General features: G+C 52.8%; 17 protein-coding genes. 3 read left to right on the top strand and 14 right to left on the bottom strand.

Annotated features, from left to right (window positions below; genetic code table 11):
• Positions 1-81: 81 nt before the first annotated feature.
• Genes hemG through pepQ form a run of 4 tightly spaced genes read right to left on the bottom strand, consistent with a single transcriptional unit; the run spans position 82 to position 4080 of the window.
• Positions 82-621 (bottom strand): menaquinone-dependent protoporphyrinogen IX dehydrogenase, encoded by a 540-nt coding sequence (gene hemG, locus EDC54_RS16860; protein WP_132459074.1) that lies wholly within the window; start codon positions 619-621, stop codon positions 82-84.
• Between the two features lie 21 nt (positions 622-642).
• Complete coding sequence (gene trkH, locus EDC54_RS16855; protein WP_132459071.1) at positions 643-2094, bottom strand: Trk system potassium transporter TrkH; 1452 nt, start codon at positions 2092-2094, stop codon at positions 643-645.
• Between the two features lie 40 nt (positions 2095-2134).
• Complete coding sequence (locus tag EDC54_RS16845) at positions 2135-2749, bottom strand: IMPACT family protein (protein ID WP_132459068.1); 615 nt, start codon at positions 2747-2749, stop codon at positions 2135-2137.
• On the bottom strand, positions 2749-4080 hold the full coding sequence (gene pepQ / locus EDC54_RS16840; RefSeq protein WP_132459065.1) for a Xaa-Pro dipeptidase: 1332 nt from the start codon (positions 4078-4080) through the stop codon (positions 2749-2751). Before pepQ ends, EDC54_RS16845 begins: the two co-directional genes overlap by 1 nt.
• Before the next feature lie 186 nt (positions 4081-4266).
• On the opposite strand from pepQ, the gene fadB reads away from it, so the two are divergent.
• Together fadB and fadA are read left to right on the top strand one after the other, a co-directional pair.
• Positions 4267-6456 carry a fatty acid oxidation complex subunit alpha FadB gene (gene fadB, locus EDC54_RS16835; protein WP_132459062.1) on the top strand — a complete coding sequence of 730 codons (2190 nt, stop codon included), beginning with the start codon at positions 4267-4269 and terminating at the stop codon, positions 6454-6456.
• Positions 6457-6467: 11 nt separating this feature from the next.
• Positions 6468-7631 (top strand): acetyl-CoA C-acyltransferase FadA, encoded by a 1164-nt coding sequence (gene fadA / locus EDC54_RS16830; RefSeq protein ID WP_132459059.1) that lies wholly within the window; start codon positions 6468-6470, stop codon positions 7629-7631.
• Between the two features lie 85 nt (positions 7632-7716).
• Here fadA and fre read toward each other — a convergent pair whose 3' ends face one another.
• Positions 7717-8418: an NAD(P)H-flavin reductase gene (gene fre, locus EDC54_RS16825; protein ID WP_132459056.1), complete on the bottom strand. Its 702-nt coding sequence runs from the start codon at positions 8416-8418 to the stop codon at positions 7717-7719.
• A gap of 52 nt (positions 8419-8470) precedes the next feature.
• Positions 8471-9967 carry a 4-hydroxy-3-polyprenylbenzoate decarboxylase gene (gene ubiD / locus EDC54_RS16820; protein WP_132459053.1) on the bottom strand — a complete coding sequence of 499 codons (1497 nt, stop codon included), beginning with the start codon at positions 9965-9967 and terminating at the stop codon, positions 8471-8473.
• A 197-nt stretch (positions 9968-10164) separates the two neighbouring features.
• On the opposite strand from ubiD, the gene rfaH reads away from it, so the two are divergent.
• A complete protein-coding gene (gene rfaH, locus EDC54_RS16815) occupies positions 10165-10653 on the top strand; it encodes a transcription/translation regulatory transformer protein RfaH (RefSeq protein ID WP_132459050.1) in 489 nt (162 codons plus the stop codon).
• A gap of 72 nt (positions 10654-10725) precedes the next feature.
• Here the strand turns inward: rfaH and hemB are convergent, their stop codons facing one another.
• The 8 genes from hemB to ubiE form a co-directional block, all read right to left on the bottom strand.
• The gene (gene hemB / locus EDC54_RS16810; RefSeq protein WP_132459046.1) at positions 10726-11748 is read right to left on the bottom strand and encodes a porphobilinogen synthase; all 1023 of its coding nucleotides are present in this window, start codon (positions 11746-11748) and stop codon (positions 10726-10728) included.
• A gap of 17 nt (positions 11749-11765) precedes the next feature.
• Complete coding sequence (tatD, locus tag EDC54_RS16805) at positions 11766-12548, bottom strand: 3'-5' ssDNA/RNA exonuclease TatD (protein WP_132459043.1); 783 nt, start codon at positions 12546-12548, stop codon at positions 11766-11768.
• A gap of 105 nt (positions 12549-12653) precedes the next feature.
• The gene (gene tatC, locus EDC54_RS16800; RefSeq protein WP_132459040.1) at positions 12654-13406 is read right to left on the bottom strand and encodes a Sec-independent protein translocase subunit TatC; all 753 of its coding nucleotides are present in this window, start codon (positions 13404-13406) and stop codon (positions 12654-12656) included.
• 3 nt (positions 13407-13409) lie between these two features.
• Positions 13410-13982: a Sec-independent protein translocase protein TatB gene (gene tatB, locus EDC54_RS16795; RefSeq protein WP_132459037.1), complete on the bottom strand. Its 573-nt coding sequence runs from the start codon at positions 13980-13982 to the stop codon at positions 13410-13412.
• Positions 13983-13985: 3 nt separating this feature from the next.
• Complete coding sequence (gene tatA, locus EDC54_RS16790; protein WP_132459080.1) at positions 13986-14246, bottom strand: Sec-independent protein translocase subunit TatA; 261 nt, start codon at positions 14244-14246, stop codon at positions 13986-13988.
• Positions 14247-14327: 81 nt separating this feature from the next.
• On the bottom strand, positions 14328-15968 hold the full coding sequence (ubiB, locus tag EDC54_RS16785; RefSeq protein WP_132459034.1) for a ubiquinone biosynthesis regulatory protein kinase UbiB: 1641 nt from the start codon (positions 15966-15968) through the stop codon (positions 14328-14330).
• Positions 15965-16606 (bottom strand): ubiquinone biosynthesis protein UbiJ, encoded by a 642-nt coding sequence (gene ubiJ / locus EDC54_RS16780; protein WP_132459031.1) that lies wholly within the window; start codon positions 16604-16606, stop codon positions 15965-15967. Before ubiJ ends, ubiB begins: the two co-directional genes overlap by 4 nt.
• A 12-nt stretch (positions 16607-16618) precedes the next feature.
• Positions 16619-17374: a bifunctional demethylmenaquinone methyltransferase/2-methoxy-6-polyprenyl-1,4-benzoquinol methylase UbiE gene (ubiE, locus tag EDC54_RS16775; protein WP_132459028.1), complete on the bottom strand. Its 756-nt coding sequence runs from the start codon at positions 17372-17374 to the stop codon at positions 16619-16621.
• Positions 17375-17405: the final 31 nt, after the last annotated feature.

Genomic DNA, 17405 nt, shown 5'->3' with positions numbered 1-17405 from the left:
CTTCTCCGCCGCTGACAAGCGCTAAATGCAAAAAAATGACCGAGCGAGTTTTTTTTCAGCAAAGCGCATTAAAAGACGGCGTTATGCCGGATTTTTCACCGCTAATTGAGCAAAATCCTGTGCAAATCGCGCAACCTGTTGCCAATCCGTATATTCGATATCTTTGGTACTATCCGTTTCTCCCCCCGTCATGCGCATAATGAGTTGAATCATTACCCGATCGAACCAACGGTAACGTGGGTAACGCAAAGCACCGGCAAACACACAGCATAAATCCGGCTGCCAGGGTGAATTCAGCAGGAACTTACGCGTATAGGAATTGGTTTGTATTGTGCGCTTTTCTGGCTTGCGCGCGGTGAGGTTCACGGAAAAAAATGCGCTGGGCAGCTGTTGCAAAGCAGCCAAGTGCTTACGGATAAATTGATTGATGGCAGGATGGAAGCGCCCGTATCGAATCGACGCCCCAATCAAAATTTGGTCATATTGACCCAGATCGATAGCATTCGTATTGAGTACGTTAACAACATCACACTCCAGCGTTCCTTTCAGCGTATTCGCAATATAGGAGGCTATCGCTCTGGTTTGCCCATCCCGACTCGAAAACACGATCAAAGCTTTCATTGTTCTTTATCCTTATCTGCACTATTCACGCCAGAATGTTGGCGTAAACAACACTAAAAGCGTGAAGACTTCCAGACGACCAAACAGCATTGTCAGTATCAGAATCCATTTCGCCGTATCATTCATTGACGTAAAATTCTCAGCGACGACGCCTAGCCCCGGCCCCAGATTATTCAATGTGGCAGCAACCGCCGCAAACGCAGAGAAATCATCAACGCCTGTCGCAATGACGGCCAGCATACTGACAATAAAAACCAATGCATATGCGGAAAAGAACCCCCATACCGCTTCAAGGATCCGCTCCGGCAACGCACGATGACCCAACTTAATCGTGTACACCGCGTTGGGATGGACTAAACGCTTGAGCTCGCGTGAACCTTGCAGAAAAAGCAGCAGAATACGAATCACCTTCAGCCCGCCCCCGGTTGACCCCGCACACCCGCCAATAAATGCGGAGCACAACAGCAAAATGGGCAGAAACAGCGGCCATGATGCAATGCTATCTGTTGTAAACCCTGCCGTTGTCGCCATAGAGACGACCTGGAAGAATGCCTGATTGATCGTCTGCATTCCGCTGTCATAAACGTGATGAAACCACAGGACAATCGTACACACAGCCACCAGAGACAGTTGAACAAAAATGAACATGCGGAATTCGGGGTCACGCCAGTATACCTTCAAGCTACGACCACTCAACAAAGCAAAGTGCAAGCCAAAATTACAGCCAGAAATCAGCAAAAAGAGGGCAATAATGGTGTTGATCGTCGGGCTATTGAAGTAGCCGACACTGGCATCGTGAGTGGAAAACCCGCCGACGGACACCGTCGAGAAGCTATGCCCAATCGCATCGAACACCGGCATGCCGGCCAGCCAAAGCGCGACGGCGCAAGCGATGGTAAGCAAGAGGTAAATCAACCACAGCGTTTTCGCCGTATCGGCAATGCGCGGGCGCATTTTGTTTTCCTTCAACGGCCCGGGCATTTCCGCCCGATAAAGCTGCATTCCCCCGACGCCCAGAATCGGCAGGATGGCAACGGCAAGGACGATAATCCCCATACCGCCAAACCATTGCAGCATTTGTCGGTAAAACAGGATAGCTTTAGGCAATGAATCCAGCCCGACCAGCGTGGTTGCCCCCGTCGTCGTTAATCCTGAAAACGACTCAAAAAAAGCATCCGTTACGCCCAGATTAGGATGTTCGGAAAACAAAAAAGGTAACGCCCCGACGCTCCCCAACACGGTCCAGAACAAAACGACAATCAGGAACCCTTCGCGAGACTTAAGTTCATGCTTTTGCTTACGATTTGGTAGCCACAGTATGATGCCAATCACCAATGCGACAAAAAATGTCTGGGCAAACGCCCGACCTGCGCCATCACGGTAAATTAATGCCACCAGTCCGGGAATGACCATGGTCCCGGAAAAAAGGATAACTAACTGGCCGACAATTCGGGTTATGGCGCGCAATTGCATCGCAGGGAATTCCTTAATGATTCATAAAATAGCGCTGGGATTATTGTGGAATCGGCACTAAATGCAATGCACCGCGGCTTAAATCACGTAATCTCACTGCCGCTTCCTCCGTTGCCCTAACGGGGATAGAGACTTGCAATACAACATCCACACCATATTCGCTATGTAACATTTTGCCGCCAAGCTGAAAGATGAGAGATTCCACCTGAGGCAACAACGCATAGTCACATTGTAAGCCATACTCTTTTTGCAGAACCTTCTCCTGCAGCGATATTTGTTTCAACGCTTGCTGAACGCCACCGCCATAAGCCTTCACCAACCCGCCGGTGCCCAAGGGGATCCCACCATAGTAGCGCACCACGACGGCCGTAATCTCGCCAATACCGCTGCCCATCAGCTGCGCCAGCATCGGTTTACCTGCCGTGCCGGAAGGTTCTCCATCATCAGAAAAGCCCAACTGCTGGGCGTCGTCAGGCGCGCCGGCAACAAACGCCCAGCAGTGGTGGCCCGCCGAGGCGTGTTCTTCTCTGACGTGCTGGATAAACGCTTTTGCTGCTTCGATTCCCGGCGTCGCCGCCAGGATCGTGGTAAAGCGGCTTTTTTTGATTTCCTCACTGAAGCTCACTGTCGCAGCAGGAATTGGATACGCTTGCATCAGGCCAGATTCAGGTCGCGCGTCATGTTTTCCACGCGCCCTTCATGAATGACGATATTATCCTCAATACGAATACCGCCAAACGGTTTCAGCGCATCAATGCTCTTCCAGTCAAAATGTTGGCTGAACGGACCTTCGCGCCACGGCGCCAGTAAAGACTCAATAAAGTAGATACCGGGCTCGATTGTCATGACCATGTCGGGTTCGAGCACGCGAGTACAACGCAGATAAGGATGCTGCGAGGGTGCCGCCAGATGCGTACCACGATCGTCCTGCATAAACCCAGCGACATCATGCACCTGTAAACCCAGCGGGTGACCAAGACCATGCGGCAGGAAAGGCGATGTCAGCCCCTGCTCCACCATCGCCTCTTCACTGATATCCCGCACCAGTTGATGTGATTTCAGCAGCTTCGCAATTCGCAGGTGCATTTGAAGATGGTAATCGGTGTAACGTACTCCGGCCTGAATCGTCTCAATCAGCGCAAGCATTTCCTGATTGAGATCTTTAATCAGCAAAGCAAACGCACCGTCGCTCTGCGCGGAATAGGTACGCGTCAGATCGGCGGCATAGCCGTTATACTCAGCGCCCGCATCAATCAGAAAACTGCGGACATCGGCAGGCACCTGGTGATCGAGCTGAGTATAATGCAGCACCGCCGCATGCTCATTGAGTGCAACGATATTGCCATAAGGCACGTCAATATCCCGATGACCAGTCGCCGTCAGATACGCCAGATTAATATCGAATTCGCTCATACCGGAAAGAAACGCTTCATGCGCCGCCCGATGACCGGTAACCGCCGTTTTCTGTGCTTCACGCATACAGGCTAACTCGTAATCGGTTTTGTAAGCGCGATGGTAATGCAGATAATCCAGCACACCCTGAGGGTTAATATTGTCTGCGCGAATCCCCAAATCCTGCGCCCGTTGCGGCGCGTAGCCGATATAGGCGACCCGCTCACGCGGTGACGGCAGACATTGCCCGATGTCATCGGCATTGCGTAGCACGGCAATCTCTATCTCTTCCGTCCAAAAACTCTCAGGCACCGACGCCACGTTATGCCAGTAATCCACCGGCGAGTAGAACCACAGCTTCGGTGGATTCACGCCGTCAACCCATAGCCAGCAATTCGGCACCTGTGTGACGGGCACCCAGGCTTTAAACTGTGGATTAACTTTAAAAGGATAGTCGTGATCGTCCAGAAAAACGGTCAACAGCTCACCAGAGTGAATCAGTAATGCGTCAAGCTGATGGCGCGCTAAAACCGCCTGAGTACGCGCTTGCAGCGTAGCCAGATGGTGATGATATAAAGAAGCCAGCTTTTCCATGAGTACCTTTCATACGTCACGACACAATTTTTCCATTTTAACACAGGCATCCCCCAAGGGCAGCGTCCGGTGCTTTGTGATCGATTCGGCAAAAAATTAATCATTCATTTGCAAAAAATTAACACAATAGCCACAATTCGATCATCTGGTCGTACCAGATCAGTCATTCAAACAGCGGAGATAAACATGCTTTATCAAGGTGAATCCCTCTACCTTAACGAGCTTGAGGACGGCATTGTCGAGCTGGTATTTTCTGCCCCGAGCTCCGTAAACAAGCTGGATACCCGCACGGTTGCCAGCTTGGGTAACGCGTTGGATGTGCTGGCAGAGCTGCCGAATCTAAAAGGGTTACTGCTACGTTCTGATAAACCCGCTTTCATTGTGGGTGCCGATATCACGGAATTCCTTTCTCTTTTTGCCGCACCGGCAGAAAAGCTGCATGAATGGCTTGTCTTCGCTAACCGTATTTTCAGTCGTCTTGAAGATCTCCCGGTTCCCACACTCTCCGCCATTAATGGTTATGCGCTGGGAGGGGGTTGTGAATGCGTGTTAGCAACCGATTTTCGTCTGGCAGCGGCAGATGCACGCATCGGGCTACCAGAGACAAAACTGGGGATCATGCCGGGTTTTGGCGGCACGGTCAGGCTACCGCGTCTGCTGGGCGCAGACAGCGCGCTGGAGATGATCGCCGCAGGGAAAGATGTCGGCGCAGCCGATGCCTTAAAAGTGGGGCTGGTGCAGGCCGTTGTCGCCAATGAAAAACTGATCCCCGCGGCTATCAAAATGCTAAAACAGGCCATTGACGGCACGCTGGACTGGCAGGTTTACCGCCGCCCCAAACTTGACGCGCTGAAGCTCAATAAAATTGAAGCCATGATGAGCTTTACCACCGCCAAAGCAATGGTGCGACAAACCGCCGGGAAACATTACCCCGCGCCGATGTTCGCGGTAAAAACCATTGAAGCCGCCGCGGCCATGACGCGTGATGACGCCTTGCAGCTTGAGACGCAGCACTTTGTTCAACTGACGCGTTCAAATGAAGCGCGAGCCCTTGTCGGTATTTTCCTCAACGATCAGTATGTTAAAAGTAAAGCCAAAAGGCTGATTGGCGAGACGCCGGTGCCACAGAACGCCGCCGTGCTGGGTGCGGGCATTATGGGCGGCGGTATTGCCTATCAATCCGCATTCAAGGGCGTGCCGATTCGGATGAAAGATATCAACGAAAAGCCGCTCGCGCTGGGGATGAATGAGGCGGCCAAGCTGCTGAATAAACAGATGGAACGAGGCAAGCTGGATGGAATGAAAATGGCGACGATTCTGGCCAGTATTCACCCCACACTGGATTATGCCGGGTTCGAGCGTACCGACATCGTGGTTGAGGCCGTGGTTGAGAACCCGAAAATTAAAGCCAGCGTACTCACAGAAACCGAATCACACGTGAGCGAGAATACGATCCTCGTATCAAACACCTCAACTATCCCGATTACCTCGCTGGCCGCATCGTTAAAACGACCACAAAATTTCTGCGGTATGCACTTCTTCAACCCGGTGCATCGTATGCCGCTAGTCGAAATTGTTCGCGGCCCCAAAACCAGCGACCACACCATCGCCAGCGTGGTGGCCTACGCCAGTAAAATGGGCAAAACGCCGATTGTCGTGAACGACTGCCCCGGATTCTTCGTCAATCGGGTACTGTTCCCCTACTTTGCCGCATTCAGCTTACTGCTCAGAGACGGCGCCGACTTCCGCGAGCTCGATAACGTCATGGAGAAGACATTCGGTTGGCCAATGGGACCGGCCTATCTGCTGGATGTCGTCGGCATAGATACCGCGCATCATGCGCAGGCAGTGATGGCCGAAGGTTTCCCGCAGCGTATGGCGAAAGACTATCGCGATGCGATTGACGTCTTGTTTGAACATCAGCGCCTTGGGCAGAAAAATGGTCAGGGCTTCTACCGTTATCAAACCGATAACAAAGGAAAACCGCGTAAAGAGCGGGATGACGTTGTAGATACGCTCCTTAAGGACATCAGCCAGCCGAAAAAAGCGTTCAGCGCGGAAGAGATTATCGCTCGCATGATGATTCCAATGATTAATGAAGTGGCTCGCTGTCTGGAAGAAGGCATCGTCGCCAGCCCTGCCGAGGCGGACATGGCGCTGGTATACGGGTTAGGCTTCCCTCCTTTCCACGGTGGCGCCTGCCGCTATCTGGACACCTTGGGCAGCGCCCGTTATGTCGAGATGGCTCAACCGTTGACCACTCTCAGTCCGATTTATCAGGTGCCTGAGGGCTTACGGCAAAAAGCGCGAAACAACGAGAGCTATTATCCACCGGTCACGCCGCACGCGGGCCTTTCTCACGGTCAACCGGCATGAGGGCAGGAAAGATGGAAAAGGTAGTCATTGTTGATGCCATACGTACACCAATGGGGCGATCCAAAGGCGGCGCCTTCCGTCAGGTAAGAGCAGAAGATCTGTCCGCACACCTGATGCGTAGCCTATTGAGCCGCAATGCGGCACTGGACGCCCATGAGATCGACGATATCTATTGGGGATGTGTGCAACAAACGCTGGAGCAGGGCTTCAACGTCGCCCGTAATGCCGCTTTGCTGGCAGAAATCCCGATGAGCGTTCCTGCCACCACGGTTAACCGGCTGTGCGGCTCTTCCATGCAGGCGCTTCACGATGCCGCTCGCGCTATTATGGTCGGCGACGCCAATGTCTGCCTCATTGGCGGTGTTGAACATATGGGGCATGTGCCGATGAATCACGGCGTCGATTTTCATCCGGGGCTGAGCCGCACCACGGCGAAAGCGGCGGGGATGATGGGACTGACGGCGGAGATGCTGGCGCGTATGCACAATATCGGTCGCGAGATGCAGGATCAGTTCGCCGCCCGTTCACACCAGCGGGCACATCACGCTACCCAATCAGGAGCTTTCCGTAATGAAATCATCCCCACCGCGGGCCATGACGCAGACGGGGCGCTACAACGTTTCGACTACGATGAAGTCATTCGCCCGGACACCACCGTCGACAGCCTTGCCGCCCTCAAACCGGCATTCGATCCGGTTAACGGCACGGTAACGGCCGGGTCATCTTCCGCGTTGTCCGATGGCGCGGCAGCTATGCTGATCATGAGCGAATCCCGAGCAACATCGTTAGGCTTACCCATACGGGCCCGCATCCGGGCGATGGCCGTGGTTGGCTGCGATCCGTCGATTATGGGCTACGGCCCTGTCCCGGCGACGAAACTGGCGTTGCAACGGGCTGGATTGAGCCTGACGGATATCGGCGTGTTTGAATTCAATGAGGCGTTCGCCGCCCAGACGCTGCCTTGCATTAAAGATCTGGGGCTACTGGAACAGCTCGATGAAAAGGTTAACCTCAACGGCGGCGCGATTGCACTAGGCCACCCGCTCGGCTGCTCGGGCGCGCGCATCTCTACCACATTAATGAACCTGATGGAAAACCGCGACGTTCAGTTTGGCGTCGCAACGATGTGTATCGGGCTAGGACAAGGTATTGCGACGGTATTCGAGCGAGCCTGAACAGAGACAAGCCGCGTCAGAAACCCAAAATCCCACCGTGGTGGGATTTTTACTCTTAGGCGAACGGCTTACTGCCGCGATCGTTTTAAATAAACGAAAACGCATCGCTGAACATATGGGACGCCAGCGCACCACGCTCATTACAGAAACGTTCGCGCGCGATTTTCGCCATTTCGAAACGACCAGCGATATAGATATCCTGTTCCGCCAGCGAACCGTAATCCTGTAATACCGCGCTCAGAACCGTACCGGTGCGGCCATTCCATCCCTCTTCAGGCTGCTCTACGACCGGGACGACCCGGAGATTGGGATACTTGGCCGCAAAGCCTTCAAGCTCCGTCAAATCGTACAGGTGTCGGGACTCCCGCCCTCCCCAATAAATGGAGATATCACGCTCTGGCTGCTGCGCCAGCGCCGTCAGCAAGATAGAACGTACATACGAAAATCCGGTACCCCCTGCAATCAACACCAATGGACGCAAGCTCTCCTCTCGTAACCACGCTTCACCGTGCGGGATATCCACCGTTAGTGATTTTTCCTTGTGAATGCGCTCCATCACCGCCATCGCGTAAAGATTCAGCTCGGACGCCCCAATATGCAGTTCGATAAAATTTTTATCCATGGGGGTTGAAGCCAGTGAAAAAGGTCGTTTGTCCCGCTCCTCCATCACCACCATCAAATACTGGCCAGCCCGAAAGGAAAACGGCGCTTCAGGTAATAAACGAACGCGATAGACCGTATCGGTTATGGCTTCGACTGAAGTCACTTTACAGCTCAATGTTGTCATGCATTCCCTCTATAGGGTCATAAAAGCAAAACGGAGAACAGCGCAACGGCCGCTAACGACGAGGTTCTCCGTCGCTAAAAATGGCCAGTTCATCCCATATCTCATCAATGCGGGCACAAACCTGCGGATCTTTCTTAATGGGATGGCCCCACTCACGCTGCGTTTCACCAGGCCATTTATTCGTCGCGTCCAGACCCATTTTGGACCCCAGACCAGACACCGGCGAGGCGAAATCAAGATAGTCTATCGGCGTATTCTCGACTAAAACCGTATCGCGCGCCGGATCCATACGCGTGGTGATCGCCCATATCACGTCTTTCCAGTCACGCGCGTTAACGTCATCGTCGCAAACAATGACAAATTTCGTATACATGAACTGCCGCAAAAAAGACCAGACGCCCATCATGACGCGCTTAGCATGTCCCGCGTACTGTTTCTTCATGGTAACGACCGCCAGACGGTAAGAGCAACCCTCTGGCGGCAAATAAAAATCGACAATCTCAGGAAACTGCTTTTGCAGGATCGGAACGAAAACTTCGTTTAGCGCGACGCCGAGTACCGCAGGCTCATCGGGCGGTCTGCCCGTGTAAGTCGAATGGTAAATGGCGTTCTGACGTTGGGTAATGTGTGTCACGGTGAAAACCGGGAAGCGATCGACTTCGTTATAATAGCCAGTATGGTCGCCGTAAGGCCCTTCCGCCGCCATTTCACCGGGCTCAATATAGCCTTCCAGAACGATCTCCGCACTCGCAGGGACATCCAGATCGTTTGACAGGCACTTCACCACTTCCGTCTTATGCCCTCGTAGCAAACCGGCAAACGCATATTCCGACAGCGTATCAGGCACTGGCGTGACCGCGCCGAGAATCGTCGCCGGATCGGCACCTAGCGCAACGGCCACCGGAAAACGCTGGCCCGGATTTTCCTGACACCACTCCTGAAAATCCAGCGCGCCGCCGCGATGAGATAGCCAGCGCATGATCAGTTTGTTTTTGCCCAGCACCTGCTGACGATAGATCCCCAGATTTTGACGTGCCTTATGCGGCCCACTCGTTACGGTTAAGCCCCAGGTAATGAGCGGCGCGGCATCTTCCGGCCAACACTGCATCACCGGTATCCGGCGCAGGTCGACATCATCACCCTGCCAGACCTGTTCCTGACAAGGCGCAGAAGACAGCCGTTTTGTTGGCATATTCAGCACCTGACGGAACTTCGGCATTTTATCCACTAAATCCCGGAATCCTTTGGGTGGATCCGGCTCTTTCAGAAAAGCCAATAGTTTACCGACCTCGCGCAGCGCGCTGACATCTTCTTGCCCCATACCCAATGCAACGCGCTTCGGCGTGCCAAACAGGTTGCACAGCACGGGTATGTCGTAGCCTTTAGGGTTCTCAAACAGGAGAGCAGGCCCTTCCGCACGCAGCGTCCGGTCGGCAATCTCTGTCATTTCAAGGTAAGGATCGACGGGTTGGGTAATGCGTTTTAACTCCCCTCTCTCTTCCAGCAGCGAGAGAAATTCGCGTAAGTCACGGTATTTCATGCTAATCATCGAGGCAGTCTATCGTAACGGCCATTATAAAGTCTCTTCACCAGCCTGTCGCTTCCCGTCGCGTCGATTTATGGCAGACATCCAATTTATGCTTCCCGCCCAGCGCCGCCATGCGCAACAAAAAGATCCGCCGAAAATTTTTTATCCGGGTCCGCTTTTGTTATGCTTGCTGATTGGAATCATGAGTCTGCGAAATTATGGAAGCCTGGTACTTACTGTATTGTAAACGCGGCCAACTGCTGCGAGCGAAAGAACACCTGGAACGCCAGGACGTTATCTGCGTGAGCCCGATGATCACGCTGGATAAAATCGTGCGTGGCAAACGGACCGAGGTGTGCGAGCCGCTGTTCCCGAATTATCTGTTCGTAGAATTCGACCCTGAACGCATCCATACCACGACCATCAGCGCGACGCGTGGTGTCAGTAATTTTGTTCGGTTTGGCGCACAGCCCGCGACCGTTCCGCAACAGGTTGTCGATGAATTATCGCTTCGCCCCATGCAGGGCATTATTGATCCGCTGACGCCGCAACCCGGCGATAGCGTGGTCATTACCGACGGTATTTTCTCTGGTCTTCAGGCGATTTACACCGAACCCGACGGTGAAGCGCGTTCCATGCTGCTGCTGAATATGTTGAACAAGCAGGTCAGACAGAGCATTGATAACCGCGAGTTTCGCAAAGCCTAATCCAATACCTCTGCCCCAATACCTCTGCCGGTTTGTCGTACCCGGCGCGCTGACGCGCCGGATGAGACGGGCTTAGCGTTGCAGGTGCTGATCGTGCAGCCACTGGGCGACACGTTTGGCAAAATAGGTCAGCACCCCATCGGCGCCTGCGCGTTTGAAGCACAACAGAGACTCCATCACCACCGGCTGCTCCTGCAACCAGCCGTTCTGAATCGCCGCCATGTGCATCGCATATTCGCCAGAGACCTGATAGGCGAACGTCGGCACGCCGAACGTGTCCTTGACGCGACGCACGACGTCCAGATAAGGCATACCCGGTTTGACCATCACCATATCTGCGCCTTCCTGTAAATCCTGCGCAATTTCCTGCAAGGCTTCATCGCTGTTGGCCGGATCCATCTGGTAAGTTTTTTTATTGCCGCCTTTTAGATTACCGGAAGACCCCACCGCATCACGGAAAGGCCCGTAATAGCACGAAGCATATTTAGCCGAATACGCCATAATCTGCGTATTGATCAGGCTTTGCGCTTCAAAAGCCTCGCGGATAGCCCCGATGCGGCCATCCATCATATCGCTAGGCGCGATGATTTCCGCTCCCGCTTCAGCATGAGACAACGCCTGACGAACCAGAATCTCCTTGGTGACATCGTTAATCACGTAGCCATCATCATCAATAATCCCATCCTGCCCGTGCGTGGTATAGGGATCGAGCGCTACATCCGTCAACAGCCCCAGTTCCGGGACGGCATCCTTCAGCGCGCGAACAGCGCGTGGAACGAGGCCATCCGGGTTATAGGCTTCTGCGGCATAGAGTGATTTTTTATCCGCTTCAATGACGGGAAACAGCGATAGCACCGGAACGCCAAGCTTAGCGATCGCCTCAGCTTCTTTCAGCAGCAAGTCGATCGTCATCCGATAGACTCCCGGCATAGAGGGAACCTCCTGACGATGATTTGTCCCCTCCATGACGAAAACAGGGTAAATCAGATCGTTTACCGTCAGTTGATTTTCAGCAACAAGGCGGCGGCTGAAATCATGGCGACGCAGGCGGCGCATACGTCGGCCAGGGAAGGTGCCGGGAAAAGCATTGCTCATATCATTATTCTCCTGAATCAGGCCAGCCGGAAAACCCGGCGGGCATTATCATCTGTTTTCTGCCCCAACCATGCAGCGTCCTCGTCACGCCACTTCGCAATCTGGCGAACAATATGAGGCAAATAACAGGGTTCGTTACGGCGGGAAGACGGTTTAGGGCGCAAGTCCCGGGGTAACAGATAGGGGGCGTCAGTCTCCACCAACAGCCGTTCGACAGGAATATGCGGCAGTAAAGCGCGCAACTCAAGCCCACGCCGCTCATCACACACCCAGCCGGTGATACCGATTGTCAACCCCGCAGCCAGGCACTCGTCTAATTCCTGGCGATTGCCGGTAAAACAGTGAACCACCGCGGCAGGTAATTGATTCAACCACGGTGCCAATAGCGCCATAAAACGCTGATGCGCCTCGCGACAGTGCAGAAATACCGGCATAGAGAGTTCGGCGGCTATCGCCAGCTGCGCGCTGAACGCCCTCTCCTGTTCTTCCCGCGTCGAAAAGTTACGGTTAAAATCCAACCCGCATTCGCCCACGGCAACAACAGAGACAGCCCTTGCCATTTGGTGAATCTGCTCGGAGACGGAATCATTCCATTGGCTGGCATCATGTGGGTGAACCCCCGCTGTCGCCCAGCAATAATCGGGGTGAGCCTGCGCCAGCATCATGGCCTGCCGGCTTTCCTGAACGTTTGTCCCGGTGATCAATAGGCCGCTGACGTCCGCCTGTCTGGCACGGGTGATGACCTGATCTCTGTCCTTTTCAAATTGAGCGCTGGTTAAGTTGACACCGATATCAAACATGATTCTCCACTCAACATCCGTTCAGACGAATAAAAAATAAGACCTCTCAGAGAGAGGTCATTTTCCTTACTTCACAGGGAACCGTTATCGCATGAAACCGGTTCGTTACTGCGGCGTTTCTTCGGGGTCGACACGCCGACCTTTGCCAACATAAAACCGGGAGAAAAACACACCGATTTCAAAGAGCAGGTACATGGGAACGGCCAGTAACGTCTGTGAAAAAACGTCCGGAGGCGTCAGCAGCATACCGACGACAAATGCCCCCACCAAAATATAAGGACGCTTTTTTTTCAAATCTTCCGGCGTCACCACGCCACTCCAGCAGAGCAGCACAATCGCCACCGGGACTTCGAACGATACGCCAAATGCCATGAACAACGCCATGACAAAATCGAGGTAGTTATTAATGTCGGTTGCAATCAACACGCCGGCAGGCGCCGTTTTGGCAAAAAAACCAAACGCCAACGGGAAGACGACAAAATACGCAAACGCCATACCCGCATAAAACAGCAGACTGCTGGACACCAGCAGCGGCATCATTAAACGTCGCTCATGTTTATACAAAGCCGGCGCCACAAAGGCCCATACCTGATACAGCACCAGCGGCGCGGCAACGAATATGGAAACCATCAGCGTCAGCTTTATCGGCGTAAAAAAGGGCGACGCGACATCTGTCGCGATCATGCTGGCACCAACAGGCAATTGCTTGATGAGCGGGGCAGAAACCAGCTGGTAAATGTCATTGGCAAAGAACACCAGCACAATAAAAACCACCAGCACCGAGATGATGCTGTTCAGTAACCGCTTGCGTAGCTCAATCAGGTGGCTAATCAGCGGTTGAGTCTCTTCATCGGCCATAAACTAACGATTATCACTCGGTTGATGGGCAGCGACAGCGGAAGGCTGCGACTGCTCAGGTTTGACACTCTCGTTGCTGACAGCCTTATCATCAATGACGGTATGAACATCACGGTGATAATCCGTTGCGCCGCCGTTTTCAGGCTGATGTTGACGACCTTCGGCACGCGCGGCGGTTTCTGTGGCAATCACCCCATCGTAGGCTGCTTCGGGGTCGTCCAACGGACGTCCATACTGCGTTTTTACCGCAGCGTCTTGGGCTGCGTTTTCGTCCGGTGATTTCTCGCTGTAGCCTCGCTTCATCGCTTCCGCGGCCTCTTTGAGTTCATCCATTGAGGCTTTCAGCTCAGGCGACAAATTTTGCAGGCCGGCTTTTTCGACCTTTTTCAGGCTTTCCTGAAACTCCTGAAGTTTCAGTTCCTGAGACAGTTCATTCTGAACGGTAGACGCCAGCGAACGCAGCGTCCTGATCCAGCTTGCGACCGTCCTGACTGCCACCGGTAAACGCTCTGGCCCCAGAACAACAAGGCCGAGAACCATCACCAGCATCAGCTCACCAAAACCGATATCAAACACAGATTATACCCGCTCTTTGTGCTGATTCTTAATATCGTCCGGTTTGGCGTTTGGCTGATTGTCAGTAATAGATTTTGTCGCAAAATCCGCATCTTGCTGCGTTTTATTGGCACCATCGGCGGGTTGATCGTCACCCATCGCTTTCTTGAAGCCTTTGATTGATGCCCCCAGGTCTGAACCCAGAGTTCTCAATTTGTTGGTACCGAACAGCAATATGACAATGGCTGCGATAATCAGCAGATTCCAGATACTAATACCACCCATAACATTTACCTCTTTCAAAAAAGGGAGCGCCAGAATTATCGTCATTATATCGGGTAATCCCGGCGTGCATCATGATCTGCTTCAACGAGTTCGACGCCAACCGATAATCCAGACGACGATCCCTGCCGCCATCAGCCCGGCAGGGACGATATCGGCTTCAACGCGGCTGACCAATAGCAACGTACCACTGATCAACAGGGTTGCGCCAATGCCAAAAAGATATCGAGACTGACCTTGGCGCACATACTGTGTCCGCAGTTGATCTGACAGCTTATCGACACTTTGCCTCAACATCTTATGCTGGCGCAGCCCGTCATAAAACAGTTCAGGCACTTCGGGCAACTTTTCAGCCCAGAACGGTGCTTTTTCTTTTAATGCGCGAAAAACGGCGGGCAGCCCGACCTGTTGTCGTAACCAGTTTTCCAGAAACGGCTTGGCCGTTTTCCAAAGATCGAGCTGCGGATAGAGTTGCCGCCCCACGCCTTCAATGTACAACAAGGTCTTTTGCAGCAAAACCAACTGGGGCTGCACTTCCATATTGAAGCGACGCGCGGTATTAAACAAATTCAATAATACGTGACCGAATGAAATTTCCGCTAACGGTTTTTCGAAGATCGGCTCACAGACCGTACGAATCGCAAACTCAAAATCTTCGACATTCGTGTCCGCAGGCACCCAACCGGAATCCACATGCAGTTCGGCGACCTTACGATAATCACGGTTGAAAAATGCGATGAAATTCTCAGCCAGATAGCGTTTATCTTCTTTATTCAGCGAACCGACAATCCCGCAGTCAATACCGATATATTGGGGATCTTCCGGGTGCTCATCGTTGATAAAAATGTTGCCCGGATGCATATCCGCATGAAAGAAACTGTCGCGAAATACCTGCGTAAAAAACACCTGAACACCGCGCTCCGCCAGCAACTTCATATTCGTTCCATTGGCCTTCAACGCCTCGACATCGGAGACGGGAATGCCATAGATACGCTCCATCACCAACATACGTTCACTGCAATAATCCGAATACACTTCGGGTACATACAGCATTGGACTTTTATCAAAATTACGCCGCAGTTGAATGGCGTTTGCCGCTTCGCGCAGCAAATTCAGTTCGTCAAGCAACGTCTTTTCGTACTCCAGCACCACTTCACGCGGACGCAGGCGGCGACCATCAGGCAACAGTCGGGGCAACCAACCGGCCAGACGTTTCATCAGGCGCATATCCGCCTTGATGACCGGTAAAATATCCGGGCGGATAACCTTGATGACAATCTCTTTTCCCGTGCTTTTCAGGCGCGCGGTGTGAACCTGGGCGATAGAAGCAGAGGCCAGCGGTTTAATGTCAAAATCATCAAACCACTCTTCAAGAGGGATCCCCCCCATTGACTGTTCAATCTGCTTACGCGCCAGTTTACCGTCAAAAGGCTCAACCTGATCCTGTAACATCGCCAGTTGATCGGCAATCGCCGGTGGGAACAGATCACGACGGGTTGACATCATTTGTCCAAACTTAATCCACACCGGCCCGAGTTCCTGAAGCGCCAAACGCAGGCGTTCACCTAACGGCATCTTGCGGTGGCGATTGGGTAACCAGAACAACAAACGGCGGCCAATGCGCAACGGCAATGTCAGGCGCATTCTGGGGATAAGTTCATCAAGGCCATAGCTCAACAACACACGAACAATGCTGTAAAGACGGCGCAATTCGCCGGGCATCATCGTAAAGCCTCCAGTTTTGCCAGCCGTTCGGACAACATATCGACGGATTCACCCAACGCGATGATTTCTTCATGGAACCAGGCGTTTTCCAGCTTTCCCGGCGCCAGTCGCCACTCTTCAGTTAACGTCTCTGAGAGAAAATGTTGCTGTTGGCGTAGCGCTCCTCTCAGCAAACTCAACGTTTTCTGCACCGTCTGACTCAGCCCCTGAGCGACGATATCCCCCATATAAGGGGACAGCCATTCCGCCGGATCGAACTCCACCAGATCAAGCAGCACGATAAGCTGCTGAACGACCTGAATATCGCCTTCAATGACCAGTTCACCGCTACGCATCAGCGGAGATAGCTGTTGGCGATCGCGCAATGTCATCAAGACCGGGAGGCGAGTTTTCAGTCGGCAATCCGCCGGCTCTCCCCACTGGCTGACGACGTCCAGTCTCTGCTCGTTGAACACCAGCACCAAGGGCGCATCCAGTTCAGCCAATTCAATCTGTAGCGTTTTTCCCTGTAAACGCAGGCGGGCTGACTTCATGCTGCGATCGCAGGAAAAGCGACGATCGCCAGAAACGGTATCGTGAAAAAGTAGCTGATTCAGCGCGGTTTCCAGCGTAGCTGTCAGAAAAGACGTTATCAGCATTGGCATTTCCAATCAGAATTTAAATCCACGATGTAGCGCAACGATCCCACCGGTAAGGTTGAAATAGTTAACGCTGTCAAAACCGGCATCACTCATCATCCCTTTTAATGTTTCCTGATCGGGGTGCATGCGGATAGATTCCGCCAGATAACGGTAGCTCCCGGCATCACTTGCCACCACTTCACCAATCTTTGGCAGAATATGAAATGAATAGGCGTCGTAAACTTTACTCAGCGGCTTAACCACTGGCTTGGAAAATTCCAGTACCAACAACCGTCCGCCGGGCTTCAGAACACGGTACATCGAACGCAGCGCTTTGTTTTTGTCTGTCACGTTACGCAACCCAAAAGAGATGGTAATGCAGTCGAACGTGTTATCCGGGAACGGCAGCGCCTCTGCATTAGCCTGCACGTAGTTGATGTTGTCAATAATGCCTTTGTTACGCAGTTTTTCGCGGCCCACTTTCAGCATTGACGCGTTGATATCCGCCAAAATGACTTCACCGCCTTCGCCAACCATGCGAGAAAACCGGGCGGTTAAATCTCCGGTTCCGCCAGCCAGGTCGAGCACGCATTGGTTACGTCGTATCCCACTGCATTCAATGGTAAAACGCTTCCAGATGCGGTGAATACCAAAAGACATCAGGTCATTCATCAGGTCATATTTTGCTGCTACAGAATGAAAAACCTCAGCCACCATGACTTCTTTTTCATCCTTGGCGACAGTCCGAAAACCAAAGTCGGCCGTTTTCTCCTGCTCACTTGCCATCTTATCCGCCTACTATTTCAGTCAAATTTCG

Origin of the sequence: Samsonia erythrinae, from assembly GCF_004342665.1 — a bacterium.
GTDB classification, from domain to species: domain Bacteria; phylum Pseudomonadota; class Gammaproteobacteria; order Enterobacterales; family Enterobacteriaceae; genus Samsonia; species Samsonia erythrinae.
This window is presented reverse-complemented; position numbering and strand designations above follow the sequence as displayed.